24 protein-coding genes and 1 pseudogene are annotated in these 26,999 nt (G+C 70.1%); 15 read left to right on the forward strand and 10 right to left on the reverse strand.

All coding sequences use genetic code 11. The features are described from left to right. Position 1 precedes the first annotated feature (1 nt). Positions 2 to 430 (reverse strand): hypothetical protein, encoded by a 429-nt coding sequence (locus H4Q84_RS18030; protein WP_248580452.1) that lies wholly within the window; start codon positions 428 to 430, stop codon positions 2 to 4. Positions 431 to 522: 92 nt separating this feature from the next. On the opposite strand from H4Q84_RS18030, the pseudogene H4Q84_RS23345 reads away from it, so the two are divergent. From H4Q84_RS23345 to H4Q84_RS18055, 4 genes and pseudogenes are all read left to right on the forward strand, one after another. After that, positions 523 to 2,209 (forward strand): annotated as a pseudogene (locus H4Q84_RS23345) (DUF6880 family protein). 39 nt (positions 2,210 to 2,248) lie between these two features. Continuing rightward, the gene (locus tag H4Q84_RS18045) at positions 2,249 to 2,560 is read left to right on the forward strand and encodes a helix-turn-helix domain-containing protein (RefSeq protein WP_248580455.1); all 312 of its coding nucleotides are present in this window, start codon (positions 2,249 to 2,251) and stop codon (positions 2,558 to 2,560) included. Then, on the forward strand, positions 2,547 to 2,960 hold the full coding sequence (locus tag H4Q84_RS18050) for a type II toxin-antitoxin system VapC family toxin (RefSeq protein ID WP_248580456.1): 414 nt from the start codon (positions 2,547 to 2,549) through the stop codon (positions 2,958 to 2,960). Before H4Q84_RS18045 ends, H4Q84_RS18050 begins: the two co-directional genes overlap by 14 nt. An 88-nt stretch (positions 2,961 to 3,048) precedes the next feature. Continuing rightward, complete coding sequence (locus H4Q84_RS18055) at positions 3,049 to 3,507, forward strand: hypothetical protein (RefSeq protein ID WP_248580457.1); 459 nt, start codon at positions 3,049 to 3,051, stop codon at positions 3,505 to 3,507. Here H4Q84_RS18055 and glgA read toward each other — a convergent pair. Continuing rightward, complete coding sequence (gene glgA / locus H4Q84_RS18060; RefSeq protein WP_248580458.1) at positions 3,489 to 4,676, reverse strand: glycogen synthase; 1,188 nt, start codon at positions 4,674 to 4,676, stop codon at positions 3,489 to 3,491. The two genes, H4Q84_RS18055 and glgA, sit on opposite strands and share 19 nt — an antisense overlap. A 60-nt stretch (positions 4,677 to 4,736) precedes the next feature. On the opposite strand from glgA, the gene glgC reads away from it, so the two are divergent. Continuing rightward, complete coding sequence (gene glgC / locus H4Q84_RS18065; RefSeq protein ID WP_248580459.1) at positions 4,737 to 5,978, forward strand: glucose-1-phosphate adenylyltransferase; 1,242 nt, start codon at positions 4,737 to 4,739, stop codon at positions 5,976 to 5,978. Here the strand turns inward: glgC and mug are convergent. Further along, positions 5,975 to 6,541 (reverse strand): G/U mismatch-specific DNA glycosylase, encoded by a 567-nt coding sequence (gene mug / locus H4Q84_RS18070; RefSeq protein WP_248580460.1) that lies wholly within the window; start codon positions 6,539 to 6,541, stop codon positions 5,975 to 5,977. The genes glgC and mug overlap by 4 nt on opposite strands. Before the next feature lie 75 nt (positions 6,542 to 6,616). Here mug and H4Q84_RS18075 point away from each other — a divergent pair, with 75 nt between their 5' ends. Then, positions 6,617 to 7,159: a hypothetical protein gene (locus H4Q84_RS18075; protein ID WP_248580461.1), complete on the forward strand. Its 543-nt coding sequence runs from the start codon at positions 6,617 to 6,619 to the stop codon at positions 7,157 to 7,159. On the opposite strand, the gene H4Q84_RS18080 is transcribed toward H4Q84_RS18075, so the two are convergent. Further along, entirely contained in the window at positions 7,152 to 8,429 is a 1,278-nt protein-coding gene (locus H4Q84_RS18080; protein ID WP_248580462.1) for a phosphodiester glycosidase family protein, read from the reverse strand. The genes H4Q84_RS18075 and H4Q84_RS18080 overlap by 8 nt on opposite strands. Positions 8,430 to 8,506: 77 nt before the next feature. Here H4Q84_RS18080 and H4Q84_RS18085 point away from each other — a divergent pair, with 77 nt between their 5' ends. Further along, on the forward strand, positions 8,507 to 9,667 hold the full coding sequence (locus H4Q84_RS18085) for a site-specific DNA-methyltransferase (protein WP_248580463.1): 1,161 nt from the start codon (positions 8,507 to 8,509) through the stop codon (positions 9,665 to 9,667). A 235-nt stretch (positions 9,668 to 9,902) separates the two neighbouring features. Next, complete coding sequence (locus H4Q84_RS18090) at positions 9,903 to 10,796, forward strand: DUF559 domain-containing protein (protein ID WP_248580464.1); 894 nt, start codon at positions 9,903 to 9,905, stop codon at positions 10,794 to 10,796. A gap of 31 nt (positions 10,797 to 10,827) precedes the next feature. Here the strand turns inward: H4Q84_RS18090 and H4Q84_RS18095 are convergent, their stop codons facing one another. After that, positions 10,828 to 12,213 (reverse strand): wax ester/triacylglycerol synthase family O-acyltransferase, encoded by a 1,386-nt coding sequence (locus H4Q84_RS18095; RefSeq protein ID WP_248580465.1) that lies wholly within the window; start codon positions 12,211 to 12,213, stop codon positions 10,828 to 10,830. A gap of 66 nt (positions 12,214 to 12,279) precedes the next feature. Between H4Q84_RS18095 and H4Q84_RS18100 the strand changes: the two genes are divergently transcribed. The 3 genes from H4Q84_RS18100 to H4Q84_RS18110 are packed head-to-tail and all read left to right on the forward strand — an operon-like array spanning position 12,280 to position 15,777. Continuing rightward, positions 12,280 to 13,380, forward strand: a complete 1,101-nt coding sequence (locus H4Q84_RS18100) for an FUSC family protein (RefSeq protein WP_248580466.1) — start codon at positions 12,280 to 12,282, stop codon at positions 13,378 to 13,380. Continuing rightward, positions 13,377 to 14,444 carry a DNA polymerase IV gene (locus H4Q84_RS18105; protein WP_248580467.1) on the forward strand — a complete coding sequence of 356 codons (1,068 nt, stop codon included), beginning with the start codon at positions 13,377 to 13,379 and terminating at the stop codon, positions 14,442 to 14,444. The genes H4Q84_RS18100 and H4Q84_RS18105 overlap by 4 nt, the downstream gene beginning before the upstream one ends. A gap of 19 nt (positions 14,445 to 14,463) precedes the next feature. Continuing rightward, positions 14,464 to 15,777 carry a threonine/serine exporter family protein gene (locus H4Q84_RS18110; protein WP_248580468.1) on the forward strand — a complete coding sequence of 438 codons (1,314 nt, stop codon included), beginning with the start codon at positions 14,464 to 14,466 and terminating at the stop codon, positions 15,775 to 15,777. A gap of 65 nt (positions 15,778 to 15,842) precedes the next feature. Here H4Q84_RS18110 and H4Q84_RS18115 read toward each other — a convergent pair whose 3' ends face one another. From H4Q84_RS18115 to H4Q84_RS18125, 3 genes are read right to left on the reverse strand one after another with little or no spacing between them, the layout of a single operon-like run. After that, on the reverse strand, positions 15,843 to 16,376 hold the full coding sequence (locus H4Q84_RS18115; protein ID WP_248580469.1) for a DUF402 domain-containing protein: 534 nt from the start codon (positions 16,374 to 16,376) through the stop codon (positions 15,843 to 15,845). 9 nt (positions 16,377 to 16,385) lie between these two features. Further along, positions 16,386 to 17,237, reverse strand: a complete 852-nt coding sequence (locus H4Q84_RS18120; RefSeq protein ID WP_248580470.1) for an SDR family oxidoreductase — start codon at positions 17,235 to 17,237, stop codon at positions 16,386 to 16,388. Then, complete coding sequence (locus H4Q84_RS18125) at positions 17,234 to 18,760, reverse strand: NAD(P)/FAD-dependent oxidoreductase (RefSeq protein ID WP_248580471.1); 1,527 nt, start codon at positions 18,758 to 18,760, stop codon at positions 17,234 to 17,236. The genes H4Q84_RS18120 and H4Q84_RS18125 overlap by 4 nt, the downstream gene beginning before the upstream one ends. Before the next feature lie 49 nt (positions 18,761 to 18,809). On the opposite strand from H4Q84_RS18125, the gene H4Q84_RS18130 reads away from it, so the two are divergent. Continuing rightward, positions 18,810 to 19,403 (forward strand): TetR/AcrR family transcriptional regulator, encoded by a 594-nt coding sequence (locus H4Q84_RS18130; protein WP_248580472.1) that lies wholly within the window; start codon positions 18,810 to 18,812, stop codon positions 19,401 to 19,403. A 36-nt stretch (positions 19,404 to 19,439) separates the two neighbouring features. Continuing rightward, on the forward strand, positions 19,440 to 20,144 hold the full coding sequence (locus tag H4Q84_RS18135) for an NUDIX domain-containing protein (RefSeq protein ID WP_248580473.1): 705 nt from the start codon (positions 19,440 to 19,442) through the stop codon (positions 20,142 to 20,144). A gap of 4 nt (positions 20,145 to 20,148) precedes the next feature. On the opposite strand, the gene H4Q84_RS18140 is transcribed toward H4Q84_RS18135, so the two are convergent. Beyond that, the gene (locus tag H4Q84_RS18140; protein ID WP_248580474.1) at positions 20,149 to 21,519 is read right to left on the reverse strand and encodes a HAMP domain-containing sensor histidine kinase; all 1,371 of its coding nucleotides are present in this window, start codon (positions 21,517 to 21,519) and stop codon (positions 20,149 to 20,151) included. Then, positions 21,519 to 22,226 carry a response regulator transcription factor gene (locus H4Q84_RS18145; RefSeq protein WP_248580475.1) on the reverse strand — a complete coding sequence of 236 codons (708 nt, stop codon included), beginning with the start codon at positions 22,224 to 22,226 and terminating at the stop codon, positions 21,519 to 21,521. Before H4Q84_RS18145 ends, H4Q84_RS18140 begins: the two co-directional genes overlap by 1 nt. A 272-nt stretch (positions 22,227 to 22,498) precedes the next feature. On the opposite strand from H4Q84_RS18145, the gene hrpA reads away from it, so the two are divergent. After that, positions 22,499 to 26,254 carry an ATP-dependent RNA helicase HrpA gene (hrpA, locus tag H4Q84_RS18150; protein ID WP_248580476.1) on the forward strand — a complete coding sequence of 1,252 codons (3,756 nt, stop codon included), beginning with the start codon at positions 22,499 to 22,501 and terminating at the stop codon, positions 26,252 to 26,254. 97 nt (positions 26,255 to 26,351) lie between these two features. Beyond that, positions 26,352 to 26,939: a hypothetical protein gene (locus tag H4Q84_RS18155; protein ID WP_248580477.1), complete on the forward strand. Its 588-nt coding sequence runs from the start codon at positions 26,352 to 26,354 to the stop codon at positions 26,937 to 26,939. Positions 26,940 to 26,999 lie beyond the last annotated feature (60 nt).

The raw sequence follows: 26,999 nt of genomic DNA on the forward strand, positions 1-26,999 counted from the left end.
CCTAGGCCGAGGCTGCTGCTCCGATCGGGTCGCTCGGCATCGGCACCAGCACCAGGTCGGTGGCCAGGAAGACGGTCTCGCACGGCAGGCCGACGTCGCGGGCGACGGCATACAGGCACTCGGCCCAGGCGAGGTCCTCGTCGGTGGGGCCGAAGTGGCCGGGGCGGGTGCGGAGGAACGCGAGCCGCTCGACGGTTGCGGGTGCTTGGCCGACGAGCTCGGTGACGAAGTCGGGGAAGACGTGGCTGCGTGCGGGCGGCGGGATCTTGAACGCCTCCTCCACCTGGATCACCTGCGTGAACGCGCGGCGGTCGTCGCCGATCAGCATGATCCAGAAGGCGTGCGGTCGAGGCTCGTCCGGTGGCGCGATGATGCGCCACGCGCGCTCGAGGTCGAACTCGGTCCTGATGCGGGGTCGGTAGGGGCTCATGCCCTCACGGTGCCGTAGATCGCCGACAGGCCGCGGGAGTTATCCACAGCGCACGATGGAGAGCGGCGACCGCCGGCGGGCAGGATGGTCGCATGGTCGAAACGCAGCTGACGGAGGCCGGACTCCTCAGGGCCGCTGGCCGCACGAGTTTCGACCGCGGCGAAGACTACGTCCGCTACGTGCACGGCCTGCGTCTCTCCGGCACTTCCGCCCGTGGTTCGATCCAGGCCAAGCGTGTCTATCTCGTTGAACTGGACTGGTCGAACGGCCGCATCGACGGCGACTGCACCTGTCCGCACCACTCCAAAGGCAACTTCTGCAAGCACCTGGTCGCTCTCGGCTTGGCTGTCCTGGACGAATCAGGCTCCGGTCGGGGTGGTGACGCCTCACCCAGCCCGGAGACGACACCTGTGTTGGCGACGTACGTAGAAACCCTGGACCCGACGCTTCTCCGGAGGTTGGTCATCGAGCTGGCCGAGAGGGACCCCCACGTCGGGCGAATCCTGCAGGTGCGGGCAGCCGCCACTCAGGCGGATCCCAAAGCGGCCGTGGACCTGACGAGGTTGGTCCAGCAGGCTTTCTCAACGCGCGGCTTCGTCGACTATCGCCGATCCTTCGACGTGGCCCACGATGCCCAGCGGGTGCTCGACGAGCTGCAGGACCATCTCGAGAGCGGTGCCGCCGATGCCGTCCGTCCGGCGCTGCTCAAGGCGGTGACCCGGCTGCGCACGGTCATCCTCCGTGCCGACGACTCCGCCGGCAGTATCGGCGACGCCTGCCAGCGGGCGGCCGACCTCTACGCCCGTGCCTGTCGCGAAGGAAGCCCCGACGGCGTGAAGCTGGCGAGGTGGCTGGCGAAGTTCCGCGACGACTCACCGGGCTGGCCGGAGACGACGTTGCCTGATTTCGTCGATGCCTTCGACGAGCGTGCCCTGAGCGTCTACCGCAAGGCGGTCGATGCCCTCGACGCAAAGCACAAGGACATCGAGGCCTACGAACGGTTCGAGGGTCGACTGGATGCTGCTCGAGCTCGCCGACCACGACCAGGACGTCGATCGGGCCGTCGAGCTGCTGACCAGTCGATCCGGTCACGAGGACTATCCGGGCATCATCGACCGGCTCCGCAGCGCCGGCCGCGACGACGACGCATTTGAGTGGCTTGAGCGCGCCGTTGCCGCGGGGAGGGTCTCGTCGCACATGTCCAGCAGTGGTCGCGCTTTCTGGTTGAGTCCCGAAGAGGTCGCGGAGGAGTACGTCGCCCGGGGGCGCCCAGAGGATGCGCTCGAGGTGCAACGACGCGAGTTCGCCCGCCGGCCGGAGGTGCCGAGGTTTCGCGCGCTCGCAGAGCTGGCCGAGCGTGTCGGATCGCTCGACGCTGAGCGGGCCCGCGCGTTCGCCACGCTCGACGAGCTGGCACGACAGCCATTCGGGAGCGGCGCCGCCCGCATCCGGATTGCGCTGGCCGAAGGCGACATCGAGACTGCGTGGGAGGTCGCTGGTGACTTCGGGCCGGGAGACGCTTGGCAGGAACTCGCGGGTGCGCTGGCAGCCGAGTTCCCCGGCCGCGCGGCCACCCTTCATCAACCTCGCGTCGACAAGCAGCTCGCGGTGGCGAACTCCAGCAAGTACGCCGAGATCGCCGACAACCTCGAGCTGCTGAGGGACCTGTGCGACCGGGCGGGCGAGAGCGAGGACTTCGCGGCGTACCTGCAGGGGATCAGGATTCGATACGCGCGTCGCCCGGCTCTCATGGGACAGCTGGATCGCCGGGGCCTGTGACGGGCTGCTCCGCAGAACATGTAGTAGTACGGTTACTACATGATCGTGGTTGATGGTGTAGAGATGGTGGATGTGCGCGAAGCGGCGCGGCTGACCCATCGCGCCCCCGAGACGATTCGCCGCTGGGTCTGGAATGGACGCCTCCCCGCAACCAAGCAGGGCAACCGCCTGCTCATCGCGCGCGATCTCGTCACGGCGCTGGCTGACGCTCACGAGGCCATGGCTGCCCAGGACTCCCAGGACTCCCAGGACTCCCTGGCCGCCTGGGCCGAGCGGGTGACCGCCGACCGCACCGGCCTCGCGGGTGCTTCGGCCGCCGACCTGGTGTGGGACGACCGTGCCGGTCGTTGACGCGAGCATCGTCGTCGACTGGGTGGCGCCGGACGCAGACCCCGACGGTCCTGCCCTTTCGCTGCTGCGCCGCCTGGCAGCGGAAGGTGCCGAGGTCCTCGCGCCTCGACTGCTGATCGAGGAGGTGTCCAACGCCTTGCTCACCGGCGTACGACGTCGTCGCTGGACCGGGACCGACGCCGACCGTGCATTCGAGCATCTCGCCACCCTGCCGATCACGCTGGCCGACGTGGCCGACGACATCGCGCGTGCCTGGGATCTGGCCCGGCGTTACGACGAACATCCGATCTACGACCTGGTCTACGTCGCGCTCGCCCATCGGCTCGGAAGCTCACTGCTCACAGCCGACGCGAGGCTCGTGGCCCGTCTTCGCCTGCCAGTGCTGACCCTGGTCACCTAGTTATCCACAGTCGGCGATTGTGCTGATTGCAGCAGGCCTGACTCTGGGAAGGGTGTCACCACGAACACTCACGACTGGAGACGACACCATGACCACACCCCTCGAGCCGGTCGGCCGGCTGCGGGTGCACCCACCGCTGAACACCGACGAGGTGGCGTTCCTCGCCAGCTTCAGTCGGGAGCCGCTCGCCCGCCACGACGGCGGCGGCGCGGCCGAGCCAATGCCCCGCCTACGCCGCATCTGGCCGGGCCGCCCGCGCGGCTGGAGTCCGTGGGTGTCGTGTGCCGAGGGCTGCTGCCTGGTCATCCGTGACGGAGTGTCGGTGTACGCCGCGGCCACGTGGCTGCGCTTCCTCGTGCACACGTTCCTGCGGCCGACCGCTCGGCGGGTACGGCTCATCCGGCTCGGGCTGACGTTCGAGCACCGGGTCGAGGGGCGGGTGTGGTTCGAGGCCGATGGCGACCGGTTCTACCTCGTGTCGGTACGTCGCAACCGGGTCCACACCGACGCCGTACTCATGACGGCGGGTCAGAGCAGGGAGCGGTAGATCTCCACGGTGCGGCCGGCGATCGAGTCCCAGCTGAAGGCATCGATCGCCCGCTGGCGGCCCGCGCGGCCCATCGTGGCGGCGCGCTCAGGAGCTGCCACTACCTCGTTGAGGGCGGCGGCGAAGTCGGCGACGTACTGGTCGGGATCCAGCGGTGTGCCCGTGCCATCGGTGGCCTGCTCGATGGGCACGAGCAGCCCGGTCTCTCCGTGTACGACGACCTCCGGGATGCCGCCGGTGGCAGTGGCGACCACCGCGGTCTCGCAGGCCATCGCCTCCAGGTTGACGATGCCGAGCGGTTCGTAGACCGACGGGCACGCGAAGGCAGTGGCGGCCGACAGCAGCGCGACCACGTCGGGCCGCGGCAGCATCTCGCTGATCCACACGACGCCGGAGCGGGTGGCGGCGAGGTCGGCGACGAGGGTCTCGACCTCGGCCATGATCTCCGGGGTGTCGGGCGCGCCGGCGCAGAGCACCAGCTGGCAGTCGGGCGGCAGCTGCGCGGCAGCGCGCAGGAAGAGCGGAAGCCCCTTCTGCCGGGTGATCCGGCCGACGAACACCACCGACGGACGGTCCGGGTCGACGCCGAGCTCGCGCACCCGGTCGGGGTTGCTGACCGGAGACCACTCGTCGGTGTCGATCCCGTTGTGCACGACCTGCACGCGCGCCGGGTCGACGTCGCGGTAGCAGCGGAGTACGTCGTCGCGCATGGCCGCCGACACCGCGATCACGCCCTCCGCGGCTTCGTAGGACGTGCGCTCGATCCACGACGACACGGCGTACCCACCGCCCAGCTGCTCGGCCTTCCACGGTCGCAGCGGCTCGAGCGAGTGCGCGCTGATGACGTGCGGGATGCCGTGCAGCAGGCTTGCGACGTGGCCGGCGAAGTTGGCGTACCACGTGTGCGAGTGCACGAGGTCGGCCCCGCCGCACGCGTCGGCGATGGCGAGGTCGACACCCATCGTCTTCAGCGCGCCGTTGGCGTCGGCGAGCTCGCGCAGGTCGGCGTACGACGCGGTGCCGGCCTCGTCACGTTGCGCACCGAACGCATGGACGCGAGTCACGAGGTCGTCTCTTCCGCGCAGGGCGCGGGCGAGCTCGGCGACGTGCACGCCGGCGCCGCCGTACACCTCGGGCGGGTACTCCTTGGTCAGCACGTCGACTCGCATGGCAGCAACGTACTCGGACACGCCCTCGACAAGTGGTGGGGCGAATGCCACGGTGACGACATGCAGCGAAAGAACGTGCTCGCGATCGTGCTCGCCGGCGGAGAAGGCAAACGGCTGATGCCGCTGACTGCCGACCGGGCCAAACCCGCCGTGCCGTTCGCCGGCATCTATCGGCTGATCGACTTCGCGTTGTCGAACGTCGTCAACAGCGGGTATCTGAAGGTCGTCGTGCTGACGCAGTACAAGTCGCACAGCCTCGACCGGCACGTCGCGCAGACCTGGCGGATGTCGACGATACTCGGCAACTACGTCGCCCCGGTGCCGGCGCAGCAGCGGGTCGGCAAGCACTGGTACCTCGGTAGCGCCGATGCGATCTACCAGTCGTTGAACCTGATTCGGGACGACAAGCCAGACATCGTGGTGGTCGTCGGGGCCGACCACGTCTACCGCATGGACTTCAGCCAGATGGTCGACCAGCACATCGCGTCCGGGGCGCCGTGCTCGGTCGCGGCGATCCGGCAGCCGATCGCCCTCGCCGACCAGTTCGGCGTGATCGACGTCGACCCGTCGGACACCTCGCGGATCCGCGAGTTCCTCGAGAAGCCGAAGGACCCCGTCGGTCTGCCGGACAGCCCCGGCGAGGTGCTCGCCAGCATGGGCAACTACGTCTTCGACGCACAGGCACTCGTCGAGGCGGTGACGAGCGACTCGTCGCTCGAAGGCTCCAGGCACGACATGGGCGGCGACATCGTGCCGGCGTTCGTCGACCAGGGGAAGGCGGCCGTCTACGACTTCAAGGACAACGACGTGCCCGGCGCGACCGACCGCGACCGCGGCTACTGGCGCGACGTCGGGACGCTCGCGTCGTACTACGACGCGCACATGGACGTCGTCTCCCCGCTGCCGGTCTTCAACCTCTACAACTTCGAGTGGCCGATCATGACGTCGTACGGGCCGCAGCCACCGGTGAAGCTCGTGCAGGGTGCTTCCGGAGAGCCCGCGACAGCGGAAGAGGCTCTGCTGTCACCCGGTGTCGTCGTCACGGGCGGAGCCGTCAGCAAGTCGGTGCTCTCGCCCGCGGTGCGCATCGATGCGGGCGCCGAGGTGTCCGATTCGGTGCTGCTCAACGGGGTGCGCGTAGGCCCCGGCGCCGTCGTACGCAACGCGATCCTCGACAAGTTCGTCATCGTGCCCGCGGGCGAGACCGTCGGCGTCGACCAGGAGCTGGACCGGTCGCGCGGCTTCCTCGTCGAGGGTGGGCTGACCGTGCTGGGCAAGGACCAGCAGTTCCCGGAGTCCTAGAGCAGTCCCGCGGCACGGGCGGGTTCTGCGTACGCCGCGGCGAGGGTGTCGACGGTGTGGTGCGCGTTCAGGCCGCTGGGGTTGGGCACCACCCAGAGCTCTGCGTCGCCCAGGTCGTCGGGCTGCCGACCGACTGTTGCCTTGCGATCACCGAACGCCTGTCGGTACGCCGTGATGCCGGCCACGGCGACGACCCTCGGCCGCCGCTCTGCCACGAGCTTTCGCAGTGACTCACCGCCGTGCCTCAGCTCTTCGGCAGTGAGCTCATCGGCACGGATCGTCGCGCGACGTACGAGATTGGTGATGCCGATGCCGCGCGCTCGGAGGTGGCCGCGGTCGTCATCGGTCATGCCTGCCGCCGGGTCGATCGCGCGGTCGATGATGCCGGCCTTCAGCAGCGCTGGGTAGAAGCGGTTGACCGGGTGCGCGAAGTGGGTCTGCGTTGCGGCCGTCCAGAGCCCCGGGTTGATGCCTACGAACAGCAGCCGCAGCCCCGGGCCCAGCAGGTCCGGCACCTCCGCGCCGCGGTAGGACTCGAGCTCGGCGCGGGTGAAGCGGGGCATGCGGTGGAGGTTAGCCGGCCCTCCGGACAGCTCCGCTGTCGGGAACGGCCGGTGACTCGCTAACGTCGGATCACCATGCGACGCACTCTCGGACCTCCCGCACTCGTCTTAGCGACCCTGCTCACCCTCGGTCTCAGCGCCTGCGGGCAGGACGCCGACGACACCGCCACCGACCCGGTTGGTGAGGCCACATCCCAGTCGGGTGAACCGACCGACCAGCCCACGCCCGAGACCGAGGACGACGGCCCGGTGCCATTCACCCAGGTCGCTCTCCTCACCAACACCGAGGAGGACGGCACCGTCTCGACCACCCCCGCGCCGCTCGACACCGAGGCGGCCGTGGCGGAGTTCACCGACCAGTTCACGGGCTCGCGGATGGCCGAGGACATCCGTACCGCCGTCTCGAGCGCACCGGACATCGGCGCCGACCAGACACTGGTCGGCGCCGTACTCGTCATCGGCTGCGACCGTCCGATCGACGTCACCGTCGAGCGGGTCGACGGCGCCGTACAGGTGTCTCCGGTGATGTCGAAGCGTCAGGTGCAGTGCTTCGCGGCGCAGACATCGGTGGCGATCCTCGTCGTCGACACCGTCGAGCTCGGCCCGACCGTCAGCTGACCGGGCGCGAGAAGATGCCGATGCCGTTGGGCACCAGGCGCTCGTGGCCGTCGGACGGCGAGTTGAGTACGGCGAGCTGGCCGTCGACGGTGTGTCCGGCCATGGTCGACGAGCCGCCGCCGTCGAGGTTGAGCGCGTTCTCCGCACCCAGGGCCGTCATCATGTTGGCCAGCTCGACCATCGTGTAGCCGCGGCTGAACGACTGCCGACCGTCGATCACCAGGATGAGCACGTGGCCCGTGTCGGCGTCGATGCCGATCGCCGTGCGGGGGTGCATCTGTTTGTCGTCGACGACGACGCGCACGCCGTTGGTGAGCAGCGGACGGTCGCCGCTGATCGCCACGGTCGGCGACGCGGCGATCGACTCGACGAGAGACGCCTTCTCGCCGACCTTCAACTTCCTCAGCATCTTGGTCGCGGTGCCGCGGGCGACGATCACGAGGCCCTTGCCCTTGATCTTGTAGCCCTCGGAGACCTTCGTCTTGTTGGACCGCACGATGCCGCCCTGGACGACGACCTCACGCACGCGCTTCTGGCCGGCCGTGACCGACGACCCCTGCGTCGGGCCCCAGAACTTGTCGAAGACGCCGATGCCGTTGGCCTGGATGCTCGGTGAGTTGTGGTTGTTGAACTTGAGCTTCGGGTGCTGCTTGAGCTTGCCCTTGTAGGGCAGCTGGCCGATGTAGGGGTGTCCGACGGCGTCCACCCAGAACGAGCTGTTCCAGCCCGCCTTGGGCGCGTGGCGCATGCCCTGCTCGCGGTCCTTGCCGACCCCCAGGGGCGCACCCGTGTCGCCGATGTCGAAGAAGTCGCCGTTGACCGCGGCGACCGCACCCGACTTGGCGGTGAGCTCGCTGACCGCCTTCCGGACGGGCACCTTCGCGGGAGAGACGATGTCGAACTCGTTGGCCGTGTTGTTGATGTCAATGGTGAGCAGCTGGGCGCGGATCGGGCCGCGCGGGTCGATCTGGTCCCACTGACGGAAGTTGATGCCGGGCGCCATGTCCCAGGTGGTCTCGTTGAGGACCTGGGGCCGCACCCGGCCCGCGGGCAGCTCGGGCGCGATCGGTCCGGCGATGCCATCGCTGCTGTGCTTGGGGTGCTCGGTGGTGCCGGTGCCTGGTGCCCGCTCGCCGTTGGCGACTGCAGGGGGCTGGGCAGTCGGCGTCGGGTCCGCCGACGACGGGGCGGCGGCCCCGAGCGACGCGACGACGCACGCCGTCGTGGCCAGGCTGAGCGTGGGCAGGACAAAGCGCTTGAAAGCAGGCATGCGCTCCAGAGTAAACAACAAACGTCAAGACTCCGGACAACCGATCGGCCGTGTCTGCGCGCCAGTAGGGTCGCCGGGTGGACCAGCGGGCGTGGAACGTCTTCGTCGAGGGCGACAACCTCGACGTACTCCCGACCGTCCCGCCGGGCTCGGTCGACCTCATCTATGTCGACCCGCCGTACAACACGGGCAACGACTTCGCATACGCCGATCGCTACGGCGGCCACGCCGCCTGGACCGCGATGATGCGGCCCCGGCTGGAGTGCGCGCGCGAGACGCTGGCCGAGACCGGCGCGATCTTCGTCAGCATCGACGACAACGAGGTCGCGCACCTGCGCCTGCTGATGGACGACGTGTTCGGCGAGGCCAACTTCCTCGCCCAGATCGTCGTCAACCTCAACCCCAAGGGGCGACAGCTCGGCGGCGGGTTCGCCACCAGCCACGAGTATCTCCTCGCCTTCGCCCGCGACGCCCGGCTCTGCGACCTCGACGCCAGCACCACCGACACCGTCAACCCCGCCGACTTCCCGGAGACCGCGCCCGACGGCCGCCGCTTCCGCCACCTCCCGTTGCGCAACACCAACAAGAAGTTCAACCCGGTCACCGCGCGTACCCTCCACTTCCCCGTGTACGGCGACCCGCAGGGTGGCCGGGTGGCGACCGCGCCGTTCGAGGGTGGCCAGGAGGTCTGGCCGGTCTTCGGCGACGCCAAGCCGGCGGTGTGGCGGTGGTCGCGGCCGCTGATCGACGAGCGACCCGACGACCTGGTGTGCCGCACCATCCGCGGCCGCCATGGCGAACGGGTCGACGTCTTCCAGCGCGACTGGCTGCACGACGGCCGCCGCAAGAAGCTCAACACCATCTGGCTCGCACAGGAGGTCGGCTCCACGGACACCGCCGTGGCCGAGCTCAAGGAGATCGTCGGCCACATCTTCGAGTCACCCAAGCCGACCGGGCTGATCCGTCGCATCCTCGGCACCATGCCCTGTGACGCAACCGTGCTCGACTTCTTCGCCGGGAGCGGCACCACCGGCCACGCCGTCGCGCTCGCCAACGTCGAGGACGGTGGCACGCGGCAGTGCATCTCCATCGAGATCGGACAGCCGACGCGGCCCGGCTCCAACGCCGAGCTCGCCGGACTGGCCACGGTCGCCGACATCACCCGCGCACGGCTCCGCGCCGTCGACGTACTGCTGGGTGGTGGCCTGATCGAGGCCTGCGACAAGATGCCGACCTGACCTCCGACTCTCGCGTCGCGCCCGCCACCGGCGCCACCGGTGCCTCCAGCGGCATCGGCGAGCAGGCGGGGCTCGCCTTCCTCGTCGCCGGCTTTCGGGTGGCTGTGCCGCACCTGCGCGCAAGCTCGCAAGGTGCCGCCGGCCACGGGAATGGACTTCCTGATCCGCCGGATGTTCGGCTGAGGCCTGTGGACAACGGGCGCGGTCGGTAGCCGGATCGCGTGAGGGTGGAGGCATGCACCTCGTGGACGTCCTTCTCCGTCATGGAGGAGTCGCGTCCCGAAGCCAGCTACCTGGTTCGGCCCGGCAGCTGAAGAAGCTGGTCGACAGCGGCACCATCGTGCGGCTGGCGCCCGGTCGCTTCGCGCTGCCCACGGCTGCCGACGCGCTCCGGGCTGCGACCCGGCTGCAAGGGACGATGTCGCACCGCAGCGCCGCGACGTACTGGGGCTGGGAGCTCAAGACGCAACCGCCGAAGCCCGAGGTGATCGTGCCCCGCAAGCGACGAGTCGATCCACACCGACGGCATGGGGTGCGCCTGACGTGGCGCGATCTGGCACCGGGCGACCTCGACGGTCCGGCCACCTCGCCGATCCGCACCGTGAGCGACTGCGCCCTCGCGCTGCCGTTCGACGAAGCACTGGCGGTCGCCGACTCCGCGCTTCGCAGCGGCCTGGTCACCCGGAGCGACCTCGACTCACTGGTGCTCCGCGGCCACGGCGCGCGGCAGGCCAGACGGGTGCTCGAGCTGGCCGATGGCCGCGCGGCCAACCCTTTCGAGTCGGTGTTGCGTGCGATCGCGGTCGACGTGCCCCGGTTGGCCGTGACACCTCAGGTCGAGCTGGATCTCTCCGGTGAGCTGGTGCGACCAGACCTCGTCGACACCCAGCTGCGCACCGTGCTCGAGGCGGACTCCTTCGCCTGGCACGGTCACCGCAAGGCCTTGATGCGCGACTGCCGGCGCTACAACCGCCTGTCGCTGCACGGGTGGCTGGTGCTCCGGTTCTCGTGGGAGGACGTGATGCTGACTCCCGACGACGTGGCCATCGCCCTGGCCGAGGCCGTCGCGCTCCGCACTGCGTCACGCAGAACAGGCACAAACGCCGGATGTGGCCGATTTCGGACCTGAAACACCATTTGTGCCTGTTCTGCTGAACGGGTCAGACCCCGGCAGCCTTCTCCAGCGCCTTCAGCTCGTCGTCGAGGTAGGTCAGCAGCCGCTGTAGGTGCGGCACGGTGCGGCGGCAGCCGATGAGGCCGAAGCACATCAGGCCGTCGTAGGACGTGCAGGTGATGTTGAGCGCCATCCCGTGGATCGGGATGGACAGGGGATAGCTGCCGACCAGCTGCGCGCCGTTGAAGTACTGCGTGGTGCGCGGGCCCGGCACGTTGCTGATGACCACGTTGTACGGCGGCCGCACGATGCCCTGCATCCGAAACATGGGCGTCAGGATCGCCGGGGCCTGGCCGATCGCGCTCATCGCCAGGATCTGCATGGGCGTCATCGACGACAACGCCTCCTTGCCGTCCTTCATCGACGCCTGCACCGCGCGCAGCCGGTCGGCCGGGTCAGCGAACTCGGTGCCCATCTTGACCATGATCGAGCCGACGGCGTTGCCGCCCTCGGCCGACGGGATCTGCGACTTCTTGGCGTTCAGCCCGATCGGCACCATCGCCACCAGGCTCTCGTCGGGCAGCTCGTTGAAGTCGAGCAGGTAGGACCGCAACGCACCCGCGCACATCGCGATGACGACGTCGTTGATGGTGGTGCCGGCGGCCTTGCCGACACCGCGGATCCGCTCGATCGGCCAGTGCTGCGCGGCGAACCGGCGCGAGCCGGTGATCTGCTGGTTGAGCATCGTGCGGGGCGCGTAGAGCGACAGGGCTGAGGTCTCGTTGCGCACGCTCTTGGTGAGGGTCTTGATCAGCGCGGCGGGCATGCCGGCGGCCTCGGCGGTGATGCCGAGCGCCGTACGCAGGGCGCTCAGGGGCACGCCGGCGGTGTCGGTGGCGTCGCGGGCAGGCTTCTCGCGGTAGCCCCACGGCGGCTGCATGCCCCGCTTGTCGGGGTCGGGCGACAGTGAGCTCGCCATCAGCCGGGTCGCGGACACGCCGTCGACGAGGGAGTGGTGGACCTTGGTGTAGATCGCCATCCGGCCGTCGCGGAGGCCTTCGATGACGTGCGCCTCCCACAGCGGCCGCTCCCACGCGAGCCGGGTGCTGTGCAGGCGGCTACACAGCTCGAGGAGCTCGCGGACGCGGCCGGGCTTGGGCAGCGCGTTGTGCCGGACGTGGTGCTCGATGTCGAACTGCTCGTCCTGCTCCCACACGAGCTGACCGGCGGTGCGTGTGGAACGGTGCGGGTGGCGCAGGAAGAGCGGCGCGATGCGTTCGGTGCTGCTCATGTGCTCGTAGAGCTCGCGCGCGTAGTTGCGCCCGGCGCCCTCCGGCTTGCGGTACAGCTGCAGCCCACCGACGTGCATCGGCATGGAGCGGTTCTCGGCCAGCAGGAACCCCACACCGGTGGGGTCGATCGGTGTCACCATCTGGTGATCCTCGCGGCCACACCGCCGCGCCACAAGGGACGCGCCCGCGTCTGGCACGATCGCTCCATGGAGGCGACGCCGCTGGACCGGGCCTGGACCCGCAGCCGCACCTCGGCGCGCACCCGCATCGACCGCTGGAAGTCCAAGCGGTTCCAGATCGCGCAGTGCGCGCTGGCCGCCGGAGCCGCCTGGTTCATCGCCCACGACCTGCTCGGCCACGCGAGCCCGTTCTTCGCGCCGATCGCTGCGGTGGTGAGTCTCGGCACGTCGTACGGCCAGCGGCTGCGCCGGGTCGTCGAGGTCACGGTCGGCGTCGCGGTCGGGGTGCTGCTCGCCGACCTGCTCGTGTCGTACGTCGGCAGTGGCTGGTGGCAGCTCACGTTGATCGTGTCGCTGGCGATGACGACGGCGTTCCTGCTCGACGGCGGGCAGCTGTTCGTCACGCAGGCGGCCGTGCAGTCGATCGTGGTCAGCACCCTGCTGCCCGACCCGGGCATGGCCCTGACCCGCTGGACCGACGCACTCGTGGGCGGCGCCGTGGCCCTGGTTGCGGCGACCGTCGTGCCCGCCGCGCCGTTGCGCCGGCCACGCGAGCAGGCGGCCGTGGTGGTGCGGAAGGTGGCCGAGCTGTTGCGGGCCGCCGCAGACGTGATGCTCGACGGCGAGGTCGAGCACGCGCTCGACGTACTCGCTGACGCGCGCGCCACCGACTACCTCATCAACGAGCTGAGGTCCGCCGCCGACGAGGGCCTGTCGGTGGTCGCGTCGTCGCCGTTCCGGGTGCGACACAAGGGCCACGTACGCCGGATGGCCGACCTCGTCGATCCCCTCGACCGGTCCCTGCGCTCGACCCGGGTGCTGGTGCGGCACACCGCTGTCGCGGCGTACCACCGACGACCCGTGCCAGGCTCCTACGCCATCGTGGCGCGCGAGCTGGCGGCCGCTGCAGACCATGCCGCCGACGAGCTGGCGGCCAACCGGATGGCGGAGGTCGCCCGGCCCGCCCTGCTCGCCGTCGGCCAGGCCACCGGTCTCGTCGAGCGCAGTGATGTCCTCTCGGCGGAGGTGGTGCTGGCCCAGCTGCGGTCGGTGATCGCCGACCTGCTCCTGCTGACCGGGATGGATCCACTCGAAGCGTCCGACGCGTTGCCGCCGCCACCGCGATGACCCCGTACGTGCTGCACGTCGACATGGACCAGTTCATCGCGGCGGTCGAGGTGCTGCGGCGCCCGGAGCTCGCCGGGCTCCCGGTCATCGTCGGGGGCCGGGGTGACCCCACCGAGCGGGCGGTCGTGTCGACCGCGTCGTACGAAGCACGGGAGTACGGCGTCGGGTCGGGCATGCCGCTGCGCATCGCCGCGCGAAAATGCCCCGACGCGGTGATCCTGCCCGTCGACCGCAAGGCGTACGACGCGGCCTCGGCCGTCGTGATGACGACCCTGAAGTCGATGACCTGGGACGGCGACCCGGTCGTCGTGGGGGTGCTGGGCTGGGATGAGGCGTTCGTCGCGGCGCGGCCCCCGGTCGACACGAGTGACCGCGACCCGTTCGAGTTCGCCCGGCAGATCCGCGAGCAGGTGCTGGCGGCGACCGGCCTGCACTGCTCGGTCGGCATAGGTGACAACAAGCTGCAGGCGAAGATCGCGACCGACTTCGGGAAGCCGCGCGGCGCCTACCGGATCAGCAGCGAGACGTGGTTCGCCGAGATGGGCGACCGGCCGGTGACCGCGCTCTGGGGCGTCGGCAAGAAGACGGCCAAGCGGCTGGAGCCGTTCGGCATCGAGACCGTACGGCAGCTCGCCGAGATCGAAGTGGACCGGCTGGCCGCCGAGCTCGGGCCGACGATGGGTCCGTGGTTCCACCGGCTCGGCCGCGGGGTCGACAGCAGCCCGGTCAGCGACGAGCCGTGGGTCCCGCGTGCGCACGGGCGCGAGGAGACCTACCAGCGCGACCTCGAGTGGCCCGAGATCCCCGATGCGGTGCGCGAGCTGACGACCCGGGTGGTCGCCGACATCGACCGCGAGGGCCGACCGGCGGCGCGGGTGCACATCAAGGTGCGCTATCCGAACTTCTTCACGGTGACGCGCGTCCGCACGCTCAAGGAGGCCACCAACGACCCCGTTGCACTGGGCGAGGTGGCCGTCGGGCTGCTCGAACGGGTCGAGCAGGACAAGCCCGCCCGGCTCCTCGGCGTACGCCTGGAGATGGTGCCTCCGGAGGGCGGCTACTGAGCCGATAGCGTCGTCCCCGATGAGCGACATCAAGCAACTCAACCTCACCATCGACCTGTGCCTGCGCATCGGCGAAGTGCTCATCTCGTCCGGCGCCGGCGCGGCAGACGTGACCGCCACGATGGGCTCCGTCGCGCGTCACCTCGGCATGCGCAACCCCGAGATCGACGTGACGTTCACGTCCCTCGCGATGAGCCACCAGTACGACGAGGAGGAGCCGGCGCTGTCGATGATCCGCAACGTCAAGCACCGCGATCTCGACTACGGCGACCTCACCGCCGTCGACCACCTGGTCCGCGACATCCTCGACGACGAGGCCGACGTCTATCTCGCGCGGACCCGGATGGCCACGATCGTGTCGGTCGGCCACCCGACCCACCGCTGGCTTGTCACCCTCGCCTGGGGCGTGATGTGCGCCAGTGTCGCCGCCTTCCTCGGCGGTGGCATGGTGGTGGCCGGCATCGCGAGTCTCGCCGCGATGAGCATCGACCGGCTCCAGCTCGCGATGTCGCGACGACGGCTGCCGGCGTTCTACCAGCAGATCGCCGGGGGAGTCGTGGCGACGCTCTTCGCGCTCGGCGCCGCGGCCTCCGAGATCGACGTCGACCCGTCGCTCGTCGTCACGGCCAACATCGTCATGCTGCTGGCCGGGGTGGGCTTCATGGGTGCGATCCAGGATGCGCTCACCGGCTTCTACGTCACGAGCGGCGCACGACTGATCGAGGCGCTCCTCGCGACCGCCGGCATCATCGCGGGGGTCAGCGGCGGGCTCTCGCTGGGCGAGGCGATCGGCGTGGACGTGGGCCGGCTGGAGCCCGGCTACTCCGGCTGGGAGGCGACGTGGGTGCTGGTGGTCGGCTCCGCGCTGTGCGCCGCCGCGTTCGCCTACGCGTCGTACTCCCCGATGCGGGCGCTGCTGCCCATCGCTGCCGTCGCCGCGCTCGGTGCGGCGGCGTACCGGCTCGTCGACGAGGCCGGCTTCGGTCGCACCTGGGGCGCCGGGACCGCGGCGTTCGCGATCGGGCTGGTGTCCTACTTCGTGGCCGGCCGGATCCGGGTGCCCCCGCTGGTGATCGTGGTGTCGGCCGTGGTGCCGTTGCTGCCCGGACTCTCCATCTATCGCGGCTTGTCATTGCTCGCCGAGGACGACGCGCGGGTGTCGCTCGGGCTGCTCGCCATGGTGACCGCTGCTGGCGTGGCGATCGCGCTGGCGTCGGGGGTGATCCTCGGTGAGTACCTCGCCCAGCCGCTCAAGCGGGAGGCGCGGCGGCTCGAGGACCGGCTGTCGGGGCCGCGGCTGGTCGGGCCGTTGCGGGCGCGCACCAAGCGCTGACCCGGCGGGGTAGTCCGGGGCAATCCGTACCTCCGCTGGCAGATCCAGGTGCATTTTGCCCCGGACTATCCCGCGATGGCGGCCAGACTGTCGAGCCAGGGGAGATGCGAACCGTCGTACGGCGGGCGCGCGTCGCGGACGGCCGCGTGCACGTGGTCGCAGCTGGCGCAGGCGGCGCGCACGACCTCCTCGGGGTACCCGTACGCCACGCGGTGCTGGGCGAACTCGTCCTCGTCGTCGACCCACACACGGCCGTTGGCGCCGCGCACGATGTCGAGGTCCAGATCGACCGAGCGGAGCACGGCACCGTCCCAGACCGGCGGCGTCGCGATGTCGACGTACACCTGGACGGGCCCCCCGGCGGCGTGGAAGGCCGCCATCCAGCCACGCTCGGCCAGGTCGGCGTGCGGGATCAGCCCGACCTGGTGGTACGGGGCGACGTACTCGGCGCCCGGCCGGAAGAAGTACGTGCCCTTCGGGAAGCCGATCCAGTCACCGTGCGCGTCTTCGCCGAGGTAGACGCCCGGGTAGACCCAGTGCGGCTGGTCCCCCCACTTGGTGATCTCGCAGCGGACGTCGTCGCCGGGGGAGGGGGTCACCCCGGCAGGCTACGTCCGGGAGCTCTTCGCGGGCGGCGCGACGCGGCCGTGCAGCCGGGCGACGACGTCCTGGTAGCGCGAGCCGGTGAGCCGCGCGAAGTGGTGCAGCAGGTGGGCGTCGATGCCGACGAGCACGCGCGCCTTCCCGGTGAGTGCGCCGTCGAAGATGATCTTCGCCGCCTTCTCGGGCGTCATCCGGGCCAGCTTCTGTTCGAAGATGCGGTCGAGCGCAGCAGCGTCCTCGCCAGCGTTCTTGCGGCCGTTGCGGGAGATGCCGGTCTTGATGCCGCCGGGGTGCACGCAGGTGACGGTGACCGGGTGGCCGGCCACGAGCATCTCCTCGCGGATCGCCTCGGTGAAGCCGCGGACGGCGTACTTGGTGGCGTTGTACGCCGACTGGCCGGGCACCGACATCAGGCCGAAGAGCGACGAGATGTTGACGATCGCGCCGTCGCCGGAGGCGATCAGGTGGGGCAGGAACTCCTTGGTGCCGTGCACGACTCCCATGAAGTTGATGCCGACGATCCAGTCGAAGTCGTCGTACGTCATGTGCTCGAAGTCGCCCGTCGCGGTCACGCCGGCGTTGTTGATGACCATATTGACGCGGCCGAACTGGTCGGCGACGGCAGCCGCCCAGTCCATCATCGCGGCGCGGTCGGAGACGTCGACGAGGTCGCTGCGGACCTCGCGGGCGCCCGCGACCTTGACCAGGTCGACGGTCTCGGCGAGGCCGTCGGCGTTCCAGTCGGAGAGGGCCAGCAGTGCGCCGCCCCGTGCCGCGCGGACGGCGAGCTCGCGGCCCATGCCTGAGCCGGCGCCGGTGATGACGACGACCTTGTCGGTGACGGTCTTCATGCTCATGCGGTGGCTCCTTCGGTGGAGTGGTCTCGACTTCGTTCGACCAGCGGTTGCACGTCGTACGCGCTCACGTCGAACGTCGCGAGCAGCTTGCGGAAGGTGTACGTCGTACGCGGCCACAGGGTGGTGTTGCGGCCTTGCGCGTCGAGGTACCAGCTGGCACAGCCACCGGTGCTCCAGACGGTGCGCCTCATGCGACGCTGGAGGTCGTGGTTCCACGCGTCTTGCGCGTCCTGCCGCGGCTCGACCGTGCCGTAGTGGTTGACCTGCATCGTGCGGATCGCGTCCATCACGTAGGCCAGCTGCGACTCGATCATGAAGACCATCGAGCTGTGTCCGAGGCCGGTGTTGGCGCCGACGATCTGGAAGAGGTTGGGGAAGCCGTGCACCGTGGTGCCCTTGTAGTTGGCGCTCCCGTGCTCGGCCCCGACCTCGGCCAGCGTGCGCCCGTCGCGGCCGATGATGTGGTGGGCGATCGGCTGCTCGGTGGTGTGGAAGCCGGTGGCGACGACGAGTACGTCGATCGGTCGTTCGACGCCGTCGGCGGTGACGACCGCGTTGCCGGTGATCTTGGCGATCCGGTCGGTCACCAGATCGACGTGGTCGGCTGCGAGGGTCGGGTAATAGGTGTTGGAGATCAGGATGCGCTTGCAGCCGACCGCGAAGTCGGGCGTGACGCGCTCGCGCAGGGCGGGGTCGTCGATGCCCTTCTTGATGTTGCCGAGCGCCATCGCTCGAGCCGGCGCGAGCAGCCGCCGCTGGAACGTGAAGCCGGGCACGTAGAGCTCGCGGCCCCAGTAGATGGCGGTGCGGTAGGCCTTCATCACCGCCGGGACGCGCCGGAACGCGAAGCGCTCGAGACGGGTGTACCTGCGGTCGTTGCGCGGCACGACGTACGGCGCGGTGCGCTGGTAGACGTCGACGTGACCCGCGACCTTGGCGAGCTCCGGGATGATCTGGATCGCCGAGGCGCCGGTGCCGATCACGGCCACCCGCTTGCCGGCCAGGTCGACGTCGTGGTCCCAGCGGGCGGAGTGGAAGACCTCGCCGGCGAAGGAGTCGATGCCGTCGATGTCGGGCAGCTTGGGCTCGGACAGTCCGCCTGAGCCGCTGATGATCGTGGCCGCGGTCAGGTCGCCGCGGTCGGTGGACACCAGCCACAGCTGGGCATCGTCGTCCCAGCGCGCCTCGCGCATCGTCGTACCGAAGAAGAAGCGGTCGAGGGTGCCGGACTCCTCGGCGACGCGGCGCAGGTAGGCATGGATCTCGGGCTGCGGCGAGAACGACATCGACCAGTCGGGGTTGGGCCCGAAGGAGAAGGAGTAGAGCTGGCTGGGCACGTCGCAAGCGGCGCCCGGGTAGGTGTTGGCGCGCCAGGTGCCGCCGACGTCGTCGCCCTTCTCGAGTACGACGAAGTCGCGCTCGCCGGCCTCGTTGAGCTTGATCGCGGCACCGAGCCCTGCGAAACCGGCGCCGATGACGAGGTGCCGGACGTGCCGGGGGAGGGTGCGCTGCTGCGTGGACATGCCGCCACACTATTGGCGTTATTGAACGAACGTCAATAAGGTGTGACGCGTGACGACGCCCACACGGACCCGCCTGAGCCCCGATGCCCGGCGTGCCCAGCTGCTCGACCTCGGCGTCGGACTGCTCGCCACCCGCTCGCTCGACGAGCTCTCGATCGACCTGCTGGCCGAGACCGCCGGCATCTCTCGTGGGCTGCTCTACCACTACTTCGGCGGCAAGCAGGAGTTCCGCGAAGCGGTCGTACGGCGCGCGGTCGACGACCTGATCGCCCGCACCGCGCCACCCGAGGGTGGCGACCCGATGGAGCGGCTGCTGGCGTCGATGACGGCCTACGTCGACTACGTCGAGACCAACCACGCCGGCTACGTGTCGATCGTCAAGGGGGCGGCCGGTGGGGCCGGCGGGCTGTCGGCCCTGTATGAAGAGGCCCGCTCGGCGCTGACCGACCGGATCTTCTCCGAGGACGCGCAGGGCGAGCTGGTGCCCGACACCCCGGCGGCGCGGCTGATGGTCCGCGGCTGGTCTGCGCTGGCCGAGGAGGTCGTGCTGACCTGGGTCGCCGAGCCGGGCGGCGTCACTCGCGAAGAGCTGCTTCAGGCCCTGACGTTGTCGCTGCCGCAGCTGGTCGCACTCGTCGTGTGACTTTTACTTGTCGACCGGACTAGTTATGGTCGCGAGATGGCCAAGTTCACGAGCGACTACCCCGTCTTCTACGTCACCGTGGACATGGCGATCCTGACGGTGCACGCCGACGCGCTGCAAGTGTTGCTGGTGAAGCGCCGCAACGAGCCGTACGCCGGCAAGCTGGCGCTGCCCGGCGGCTTCGTCGATCCCGACGAGGACCTCCCTGAAGCCGCTCGCCGCGAGCTCCGGGAGGAGACCGGGCTGACCGACGTGGTCTTCGAGCAGCTCGCGTCGTACGGCGCCCCCGGGCGCGACCCACGCGGCCGCATCGTCAGCGTGGCGCACCTCGCGATCCTGCCCGAGCCCGTCTCGGCGCGTGCTGGCGACGACGCGAGCGAGGCCGGCTGGCACCCCGTCGAGCCGTTGCTGCGCAGCCGGTCGCGGCTCGGCTTCGACCACAAGCTCGTCCTCACCGACGCGGTCGAGCGCGTGCGCACCAAGCTCGAGCGCACCACGCTGGCGACGTCGTTCATGGGTGAGGAGTTCACGCTGTCCGATTTGCGCTCGGTCTACGAGGTGGTGTGGGGTCACCCGCTCGACCCCGGCAACTTCCAACGCAAGGTCACCAAGACCGAGGACTTCATCACCGAGACGGGGCACATGCGCCCGTCGCAGGGTCCTGGTCGGCCGGCTGGGCTGTTCCGGGCGCGTAAGCCGGGGATCCATCCGCTGAGCATCCCGATCTCGCGGCCGAGCTGAGGCGTCAGGCGGGCAGCGTGACGGTCACGGTTGTGTCACCCGGTCGGCTGTCCAGCGCAACCGTGCCGGCGTGCGCCTCCACGATCGCCTTCACCAGGGCGAGCCCGAGGCCGGCACCGCGGTCGGGTCCGCGAGTACGCGCGGCGTCGGCGCGCGCGAACCGCTCGAACGCCTCCTCCACCAGCTCCGGCGCGAACCCCGGCCCGTCGTCGTGTACGGCGATCAGCCCGGGCCGCGCGCGCACGGTGACCGTGGTGCCGGCGGGGGTGTACTTGCGGGCGTTGGTCATCAGGTTCATCACCACCTGGTGCAGCCGTTGCTCGTCACCGGCGACCTCCACCGCCTCACTGGGCAGGTCGAGGCGCCACTGGTGGTCGGGCGCCAGCACGCGGGCGTCGGAGACCGCCTCGACCAGCAGCCGGGTCACGTCGACGGGTGCCGACGCGAGGGGCCGGCCGGCGTCCAGCCGGGCGAGCAGCAGGAGGTCCTCGACGAGCGACGTCATCCGCAGCGTCTCGCCCTCCACCTTGGCCAGCGCCACCTCGGTCTGCGCCGGGTGGCGGGGAGCCAGCTCGGCGTACCCCTGGATCGTCGCGAGCGGGGTGCGCAGCTCGTGCGAGGCATCGGCGACGAACTGCCGCACCTGCTGTTCACTGCGGTGCCGGGACTCCAGCGACGACTCGACGTGGGAGAGCAGGGTGTTGAGGGCCGCGCCGACCTGGCCGACCTCGGTGCGTACGTCGGTGAGGTTGCCGGGGACCCGCTCCGAGAGCTCGATGGCGCCGGTCGCGAGCGGCAGCGCTGCGACGTTGTGGGCGGTGGCGGCGACCTCGCGCAGCGGCGCGAGCTGGCGTCGTACGACGACCAGTGCGCCACCCGCCGCGACGAGACTCCCCAGCGCGATGAACAGGACCTCGTAGCCGATCAGCGACGAGACCGCCTCGCCGACGTCACCGTCGGGCAGCCCGACGACGAGCGTGCCCGCGGCGCCGTCGATCGCCTTGACCCGATAGCTGCCGAGTGCGGTCAGATCGACGCTCGTGGTGCCGTCGGAGGGGCTGACCGAGGCAAGCTCGTCGAGCACTGTCGACGACAAGGGCCGGTCATTGTCGGGACCGCGTCCGAAGCGCAGTCCCTCCCCTTCTTGGCCATCGCGGAACTGGGCGATCACCGTGCCGGGCTCGGTGTTGCCGGCGCCGGGGCCGAAGAACGTCGGACGCCGCAACGTCTCGTTGAGCTGGTCGTCGACCTGGGCGGTGAGCCGGTTCTGCATGGCCAGCGTGGCCGCGACGCCGATCAGTGCGGAGACGACGACGACCAGGAGCACCGCCGTGAGCACGAGTCGCGCGGTGAGCGAGGCGAAGCGGTCGCGCATCAGCTCACCGGCTTCAGCACGTACCCCGCGCCCCGCATGGTGTGGATCATCGGCTCGCGGCCGGCGTCGATCTTCTTGCGCAGGTAGGAGACGTAGAGCTCGACCACGTTGGCCTGCCCGCCGAAGTCGTAGTTCCAGACGCGGTCGAGGATCTGCGCCTTGCTCAGCACCCGGCGCGGGTTGCGCATGAAGAAGCGCAGCAGCTCGAACTCGGTCGCCGTCAGGCTCACCTCCTCGCCGTCACGATGCACCTCGCGGCTGTCCTCGTCCATCGTCAGGTCACCGACGGTGAGCATGTTGTTGGCGGTGATGGCGCGGGCACCGGAGCGGCGCATCAGCGCACGCAGCCGGGCCACGACCTCTTCGAGTGAGAACGGCTTGGTGACGTAGTCATCGCCAGCGGTCAGTCCAGCCACCCGGTCCTCGACGGCGTCCTTCGCGGTCAGGAACAGCACGGGTACGTCGGGGGCCGAGGCGCGCAAGCGGCGCAGCACCTCCAGCCCGTCGAAGTCGGGCAGCATCACGTCGAGCACGACCGCGTCGGGCTGGAACTCCCTGGCAGCAGAGACGGCCTTCGATCCGGTGTGCGCCATCCGCACCTCCCAGCCCTCGTAGCGCAGCGCCATCGAGAGGAGCTCCGCGATGTTGACCTCGTCGTCGACGACCAGCACCCGGACCGGGTCGCCGTCAGGCCGGATCAGCTCCATGCGTCGTACTCTGCCGCGGGATGCTGTGCGTTGGCTGTGGACACCCTGTGCTGGGGGTCAGGAGATCACGGTGTCGACCCTCGCCGCCTCGGGACGGCCCCGGCCGCGGCCCGCGCGGCTTCGCACCCCAGGCGCCGCCGGGCGTCGTACCCCCGACGACGCAGCCCGACGACGGCGCCCAGCCCGACGCCCCCACCGAGACGCCGAGCTCCGGGACCAATTCGTAGCCGCGCCGGAATCGGGTTGCTCCCGTACGCGACAATGGGCGGGCTGTGAAGATCACCTACCCCGCCGAGCTGCCCGTCAGCCAGCGTCGCGACGACATCGCCGCCGCGATCCGTGACCACCAGGTCGTGATCATCTCCGGTGAGACGGGGTCCGGGAAGACCACCCAGCTGCCGAAGATCTGCCTCGAGCTGGGGCGTGGCCAGGACAAGCTGATCGGGCACACCCAGCCCCGCCGGATCGCCGCGCGGTCGGTGGCCGAGCGGATCGCCGAGGAGCTCGGCACCCAGCTCGGTGACCTGGTCGGCTACCAGGTGCGGTTCACCGACCGGACCTCGCGTGAGAGCCGGATCAAGCTGATGACCGACGGCATCCTGCTGGCCGAGCTGCAGCGCGATCGGCAGCTGCGGAAGTACGACACCATCATCATCGACGAGGCCCACGAGCGCAGCCTCAACATCGACTTCCTGCTGGGCTACCTCAAGCGGCTGCTGCCGAAGCGGCCAGACCTCAAGCTCATCATCACCTCCGCCACGATCGACGTGGAGCGGTTCGCCGAACACTTCGACGCGCCCGTGGTCGAGGTCTCCGGGCGCACGTATCCCGTCGAGATCCGCTACCGCCCCCTCCTCGAGTTGCCCGACGAGGACGACGAGGGGGAGGCCGTGATGCGCGACCAGACCGAGGCGATCGTCGACGCCGTGCGCGAGCTGTCGAGCGAGGGTCCGGGGGACGTACTCGTGTTCCTGCCTGGCGAGCGCGAGATCCGCGACACCGCCGACGCGCTGTCCGAGCTGCCGTCCACGCCGGGGCGGCAGTGGGAGATCGTGCCGCTGTTCAGTCGGTTGTCGGCTGCCGAGCAGCACCGCGTCTTCTCGTCCCACCCGGCCACGGTGCGCCGCGTCGTACTCTCCACCAACGTCGCCGAGACCTCGCTCACCGTGCCCGGCATCCGGTACGTCGTCGACTCGGGCGTCGCGCGCATCAGCCGCTACTCCGCGCGCACCAAGGTGCAGCGGCTGCCGGTCGAGCCGATCAGCCAGGCGTCGGCCAACCAGCGGTCGGGCCGGTGTGGTCGGGTCGAGGCCGGCATCGCGATCCGGCTCTACTCGGAGGACGACTTCGAGGCCCGGCCGGAGTTCACCGACCCCGAGATCCTGCGCACCAACCTGGCCTCGGTGATCCTCCAGATGACGTCGCTGGGGTTGGGTGACATCGCGCGCTTCCCGTTCGTGGAGCCACCCGACAAGCGCAATGTCTCCGCGGGCGTGCAGTTGCTCGAGGAGCTCGGAGCGCTGGACGACGACCAGCGCCTCACCAAGCTCGGGCGACGGCTGGCTCGACTCCCGATCGACCCGCGGCTCGGTCGGATGGTGCTGGAGGCCGAGCGGCTGGGCTGCGTGCGCGAGGTCGTCGTCATCGCCGCCGCCCTGAGCCTCCAGGATCCGCGCGAGCGACCGGCAGAGATGCAGGCGCAGGCCGACCAGCAGCATGCGCGGTTCAGGGCCGACGGCAGCGACTTCCTGACCTGGCTGAACCTGTGGCGCTACATCAAGGAGCAGCAGCGCGAGCTGTCGTCGAGCGCGTTCCGTCGGATGTGCAAGCGGGAGTTCCTCAACTACCTGCGCGTGCGCGAGTGGCAGGACTTCGAGTCGCAGCTTCGCCGGGTCTCCAAGGAGATGAGGATCGAGGCCGGTCAGCCGGCCGACACGCCTGACGCCGATGGCATCCACCAAGCACTGCTCTCCGGCCTGCTCAGCCACATCGGCGCCCTCGAGGAGCGCGACCAGAGTCGGCCGGGGGAGCGGCGGCCGATGCGGGAGTATCTAGGCGCGCGCGGCGCGAAGTTCGCGATCTTCCCGGGCTCCGGCCTCAAGGGCAGCAACCCGGCGTTCGTGATGGCCGGCGAGCTGGTCGAGACGTCGCGGCTCTGGGCGCGCCAGAACGCCGCCATCAAGCCCGAGTGGGCAGAGCGGCTGGCCGGGCACCTCGTCCGTCGTACGTGGAGCGAGCCACACTGGTCGAAGAAGCGCGCGGCCGTGATGGCCCACGAGAAGGTCACGCTATACGGCGTCCCGCTGGTCGCCGACCGGCTCGTCAATTTCGGCAAGGTCGACCCGGACCTGGCCCGCGAGCTCTTCATCCGGCACGCGCTCGTCTACGGGGAGTGGCACACCGGGCACAAGTTCTATGACCAGAATCGCGCCCTGCTGGCCGAGGCCGAGGAGCTCGAGCACCGGGCCCGGCGCCGCGGCATCGTCGTCGACGAGCACTCGCTCTTCGACTTCTACGACGCGCGCGTCGGCAAGGAGGTCGTCAGCGGCGCGCACTTCGACCAGTGGTGGAAGCAGGAGCGCCGGGTGCACCCCGAGCTGCTCACCTTCGACCTCGAGATGCTCATCCACGACACGGCGGGCGAGGTCGCGGGCCAGGACTTCCCGACCGTCTGGCAGGGCAGCTCGGAGGGGCTGACGTTCCCGATCAGCTACCACTTCGAGCCGGGTTCGACCGACGACGGGCTCACCATCGACGTACCCGTCGCCACCCTCAACCGGGTCGAGGCCGACGACTTCTCGTGGGTGGTGCCCGGGCTGCGCGAGGAGCTCGTGGTCAGCCTGGTGCGGAGCCTGCCCAAGAGTCTGCGCGTGCACTTCGTGCCGGCGCCAAACACCGCGCGCGACTTCCTGGCCAAGGTGCCGGCCGGCGAGGAGCCGCTGATCGAGGCGCTCGAACGCCACCTCCGCTCCACCACCGGCGTCTTCGTGCCGCGCGAGGCGTGGGACTGGGCCAAGGTGCCCGAGCACCTGCGGCCGACGTTCCGGGTCGTCGACGAGACCGGGTCGGAGGCAGCGCGGGGCAAGGACCTCGAGGCGCTCAAGGAGCCGCTGCGGCCGACCTTCGCGCAGGCCATGGCCGAGGTCGCCGCCGACGCCGGTGTCACCTCCACAGCCCAGACGACCTGGACGTTCGGCAGCGTCGAGACGTCGTTCACGCAGCGCCGCGCGGGCCACGAGGTGCTCGCGTTCCCGGGCCTGGTCGACGAAGGCACAACCGTCGGCCTCGGCATCTTCGGCTCGCAGGAGGAGGCCGAGTCGCGACACCGGCTGGGCGTACGACGCCTGCTCCTGCTCGACCTCGCCCGCGCCGGCAACCCGGTCGCCCGCATTGTCGACGGGCTCGACAATGCCGAGAAGCTCGGCCTCGCCGGGTCGCCCTACCCCAGCGTCGCCGAGCTGCTCGAGGACTGCCGCGCCGCAGTCGTCGCCGACGTCGTCGACGCCCGGCCCCCTCCGCGTGGCGAGCAGGCGTACGCCGCCCTGCTGGCCGCCGCAGGCGACGACCTCGAAGCCCGGCTGCGCGCCACCATGCACGATGTGATGAAGGTGCTCGACGCGTGGCGGCGTACGGACCGCATCCTCAGCGGACGCGCCGACCTGATGACCCTGCCGGCGCTGACCGACATGCAGGCCCAGCTCGGGCGTCTCGTACGCCGTGGCTTCGTGGGCGAGGCGGGGGCGGCGCAGCTGCGGCAGTTCCCGCGCTACCTGGCGGCGATCGAGCACCGGCGCGCCAGGCTCGACGAGCAGGTTGCCCGCGACCGCCAGCTGATGGACCAGATCACCGACCTCCAGGAAGCGCTGCTGCACCAGCTCGACGCGCTGCCCGACGGTCGCCCGCCCAGCCCGTCGCAGCGCTCTGCGCGGTGGCTGCTCGAGGAGTACCGCGTCTCGCTGTGGGCCCAGCAGCTCGGCACCGCGCAGCCGGTGAGTGACCAGCGGATCCGCAAGGCACTCGCCGGCTGACGGGATAGTTAGCCGCAAGATGGCTCCGTTCTGACCGACGGGACAACCATTTCGCGCCTAACTACCGGGAGGGGCGAGGCGAACTAGGGTGGCGGACATGCGCCAGCACCATCGACCGTTGACTCCCGGAGCGGTGTTCTTCGACGAGATCGAGTCGGGCGACGACCCGGCGATGCTGCAGGAAGCGGCCGATCGCGCCGCGACCCTGCTGGTCCGCGGAGCCCGTGGCAGCGACGACGCTCACATCGCCGAGCGGGTGCTCCACCTCGCCGAGACCCAGGGCCTCGAGACGCTGGCCGAGCTGTGGGCGGGTTCGCCGGCCGACTCACTGGCCGGGTCGCTGTGGCGGCTCTACGTCATGCGCGCCTGGGTGTACGCCGACCCGGCAGGTGTCGCGGCCCAGTTCGAGGCCGGCCGGGCGCGCGCCCAGGTGGCGCGCGTGGTGTCCGGTGTCGCCGACCCACCCGGTCCCGACGAGCTGCGGGCGATGGTCGACGCCGTACTCCGTGGCATCACGGTCGGCGACTTCGCCGACGTGCTGCTCCGGGCCGCGGCGTTCGCCCGCGTCGTCGCGACCGGCCGCGCCAGCCTCGAGGCTCCGCACGACGAGACCGTGAGGATGCTCACGCTGGCCGAGCAGCTCGAGTCGGCCGCGCACCTCGAACTGCGACACGAGCTGGCGTGACCACCTACACTCTGTCGGGTGGTACGTCGGGCTGTGGCAGCCCCGGGTCCCAAAATGTGC

Origin of the sequence: Nocardioides sp. InS609-2, assembly GCF_023208195.1 — a bacterium.
GTDB lineage: Bacteria > Actinomycetota > Actinomycetes > Propionibacteriales > Nocardioidaceae > Nocardioides.

Coding starts and splice junctions, on each gene's coding strand:
- H4Q84_RS18030 (WP_248580452.1), bottom strand. CDS start 430: ATGAGCCCCTACCGACCCCGCATCAGGACCGAGTTCGACCTCGAGCGC.
- H4Q84_RS18045 (WP_248580455.1), top strand. CDS start 2,249: ATGATCGTGGTTGATGGTGTAGAGATGGTGGATGTGCGCGAAGCGGCG.
- H4Q84_RS18055 (WP_248580457.1), top strand. CDS start 3,049: ATGACCACACCCCTCGAGCCGGTCGGCCGGCTGCGGGTGCACCCACCG.
- glgA (WP_248580458.1), bottom strand. CDS start 4,676: ATGCGAGTCGACGTGCTGACCAAGGAGTACCCGCCCGAGGTGTACGGC.
- glgC (WP_248580459.1), top strand. CDS start 4,737: ATGCAGCGAAAGAACGTGCTCGCGATCGTGCTCGCCGGCGGAGAAGGC.
- mug (WP_248580460.1), bottom strand. CDS start 6,541: ATGCCCCGCTTCACCCGCGCCGAGCTCGAGTCCTACCGCGGCGCGGAG.
- H4Q84_RS18075 (WP_248580461.1), top strand. CDS start 6,617: ATGCGACGCACTCTCGGACCTCCCGCACTCGTCTTAGCGACCCTGCTC.
- H4Q84_RS18080 (WP_248580462.1), bottom strand. CDS start 8,429: ATGCCTGCTTTCAAGCGCTTTGTCCTGCCCACGCTCAGCCTGGCCACG.
- H4Q84_RS18090 (WP_248580464.1), top strand. CDS start 9,903: ATGCACCTCGTGGACGTCCTTCTCCGTCATGGAGGAGTCGCGTCCCGA.
- H4Q84_RS18095 (WP_248580465.1), bottom strand. CDS start 12,213: ATGGTGACACCGATCGACCCCACCGGTGTGGGGTTCCTGCTGGCCGAG.
- H4Q84_RS18100 (WP_248580466.1), top strand. CDS start 12,280: ATGGAGGCGACGCCGCTGGACCGGGCCTGGACCCGCAGCCGCACCTCG.
- H4Q84_RS18105 (WP_248580467.1), top strand. CDS start 13,377: ATGACCCCGTACGTGCTGCACGTCGACATGGACCAGTTCATCGCGGCG.
- H4Q84_RS18110 (WP_248580468.1), top strand. CDS start 14,464: ATGAGCGACATCAAGCAACTCAACCTCACCATCGACCTGTGCCTGCGC.
- H4Q84_RS18120 (WP_248580470.1), bottom strand. CDS start 17,237: ATGAGCATGAAGACCGTCACCGACAAGGTCGTCGTCATCACCGGCGCC.
- H4Q84_RS18125 (WP_248580471.1), bottom strand. CDS start 18,760: ATGTCCACGCAGCAGCGCACCCTCCCCCGGCACGTCCGGCACCTCGTC.
- H4Q84_RS18135 (WP_248580473.1), top strand. CDS start 19,440: ATGGCCAAGTTCACGAGCGACTACCCCGTCTTCTACGTCACCGTGGAC.
- H4Q84_RS18140 (WP_248580474.1), bottom strand. CDS start 21,519: ATGCGCGACCGCTTCGCCTCGCTCACCGCGCGACTCGTGCTCACGGCG.
- H4Q84_RS18145 (WP_248580475.1), bottom strand. CDS start 22,226: ATGGAGCTGATCCGGCCTGACGGCGACCCGGTCCGGGTGCTGGTCGTC.
- H4Q84_RS18155 (WP_248580477.1), top strand. CDS start 26,352: ATGCGCCAGCACCATCGACCGTTGACTCCCGGAGCGGTGTTCTTCGAC.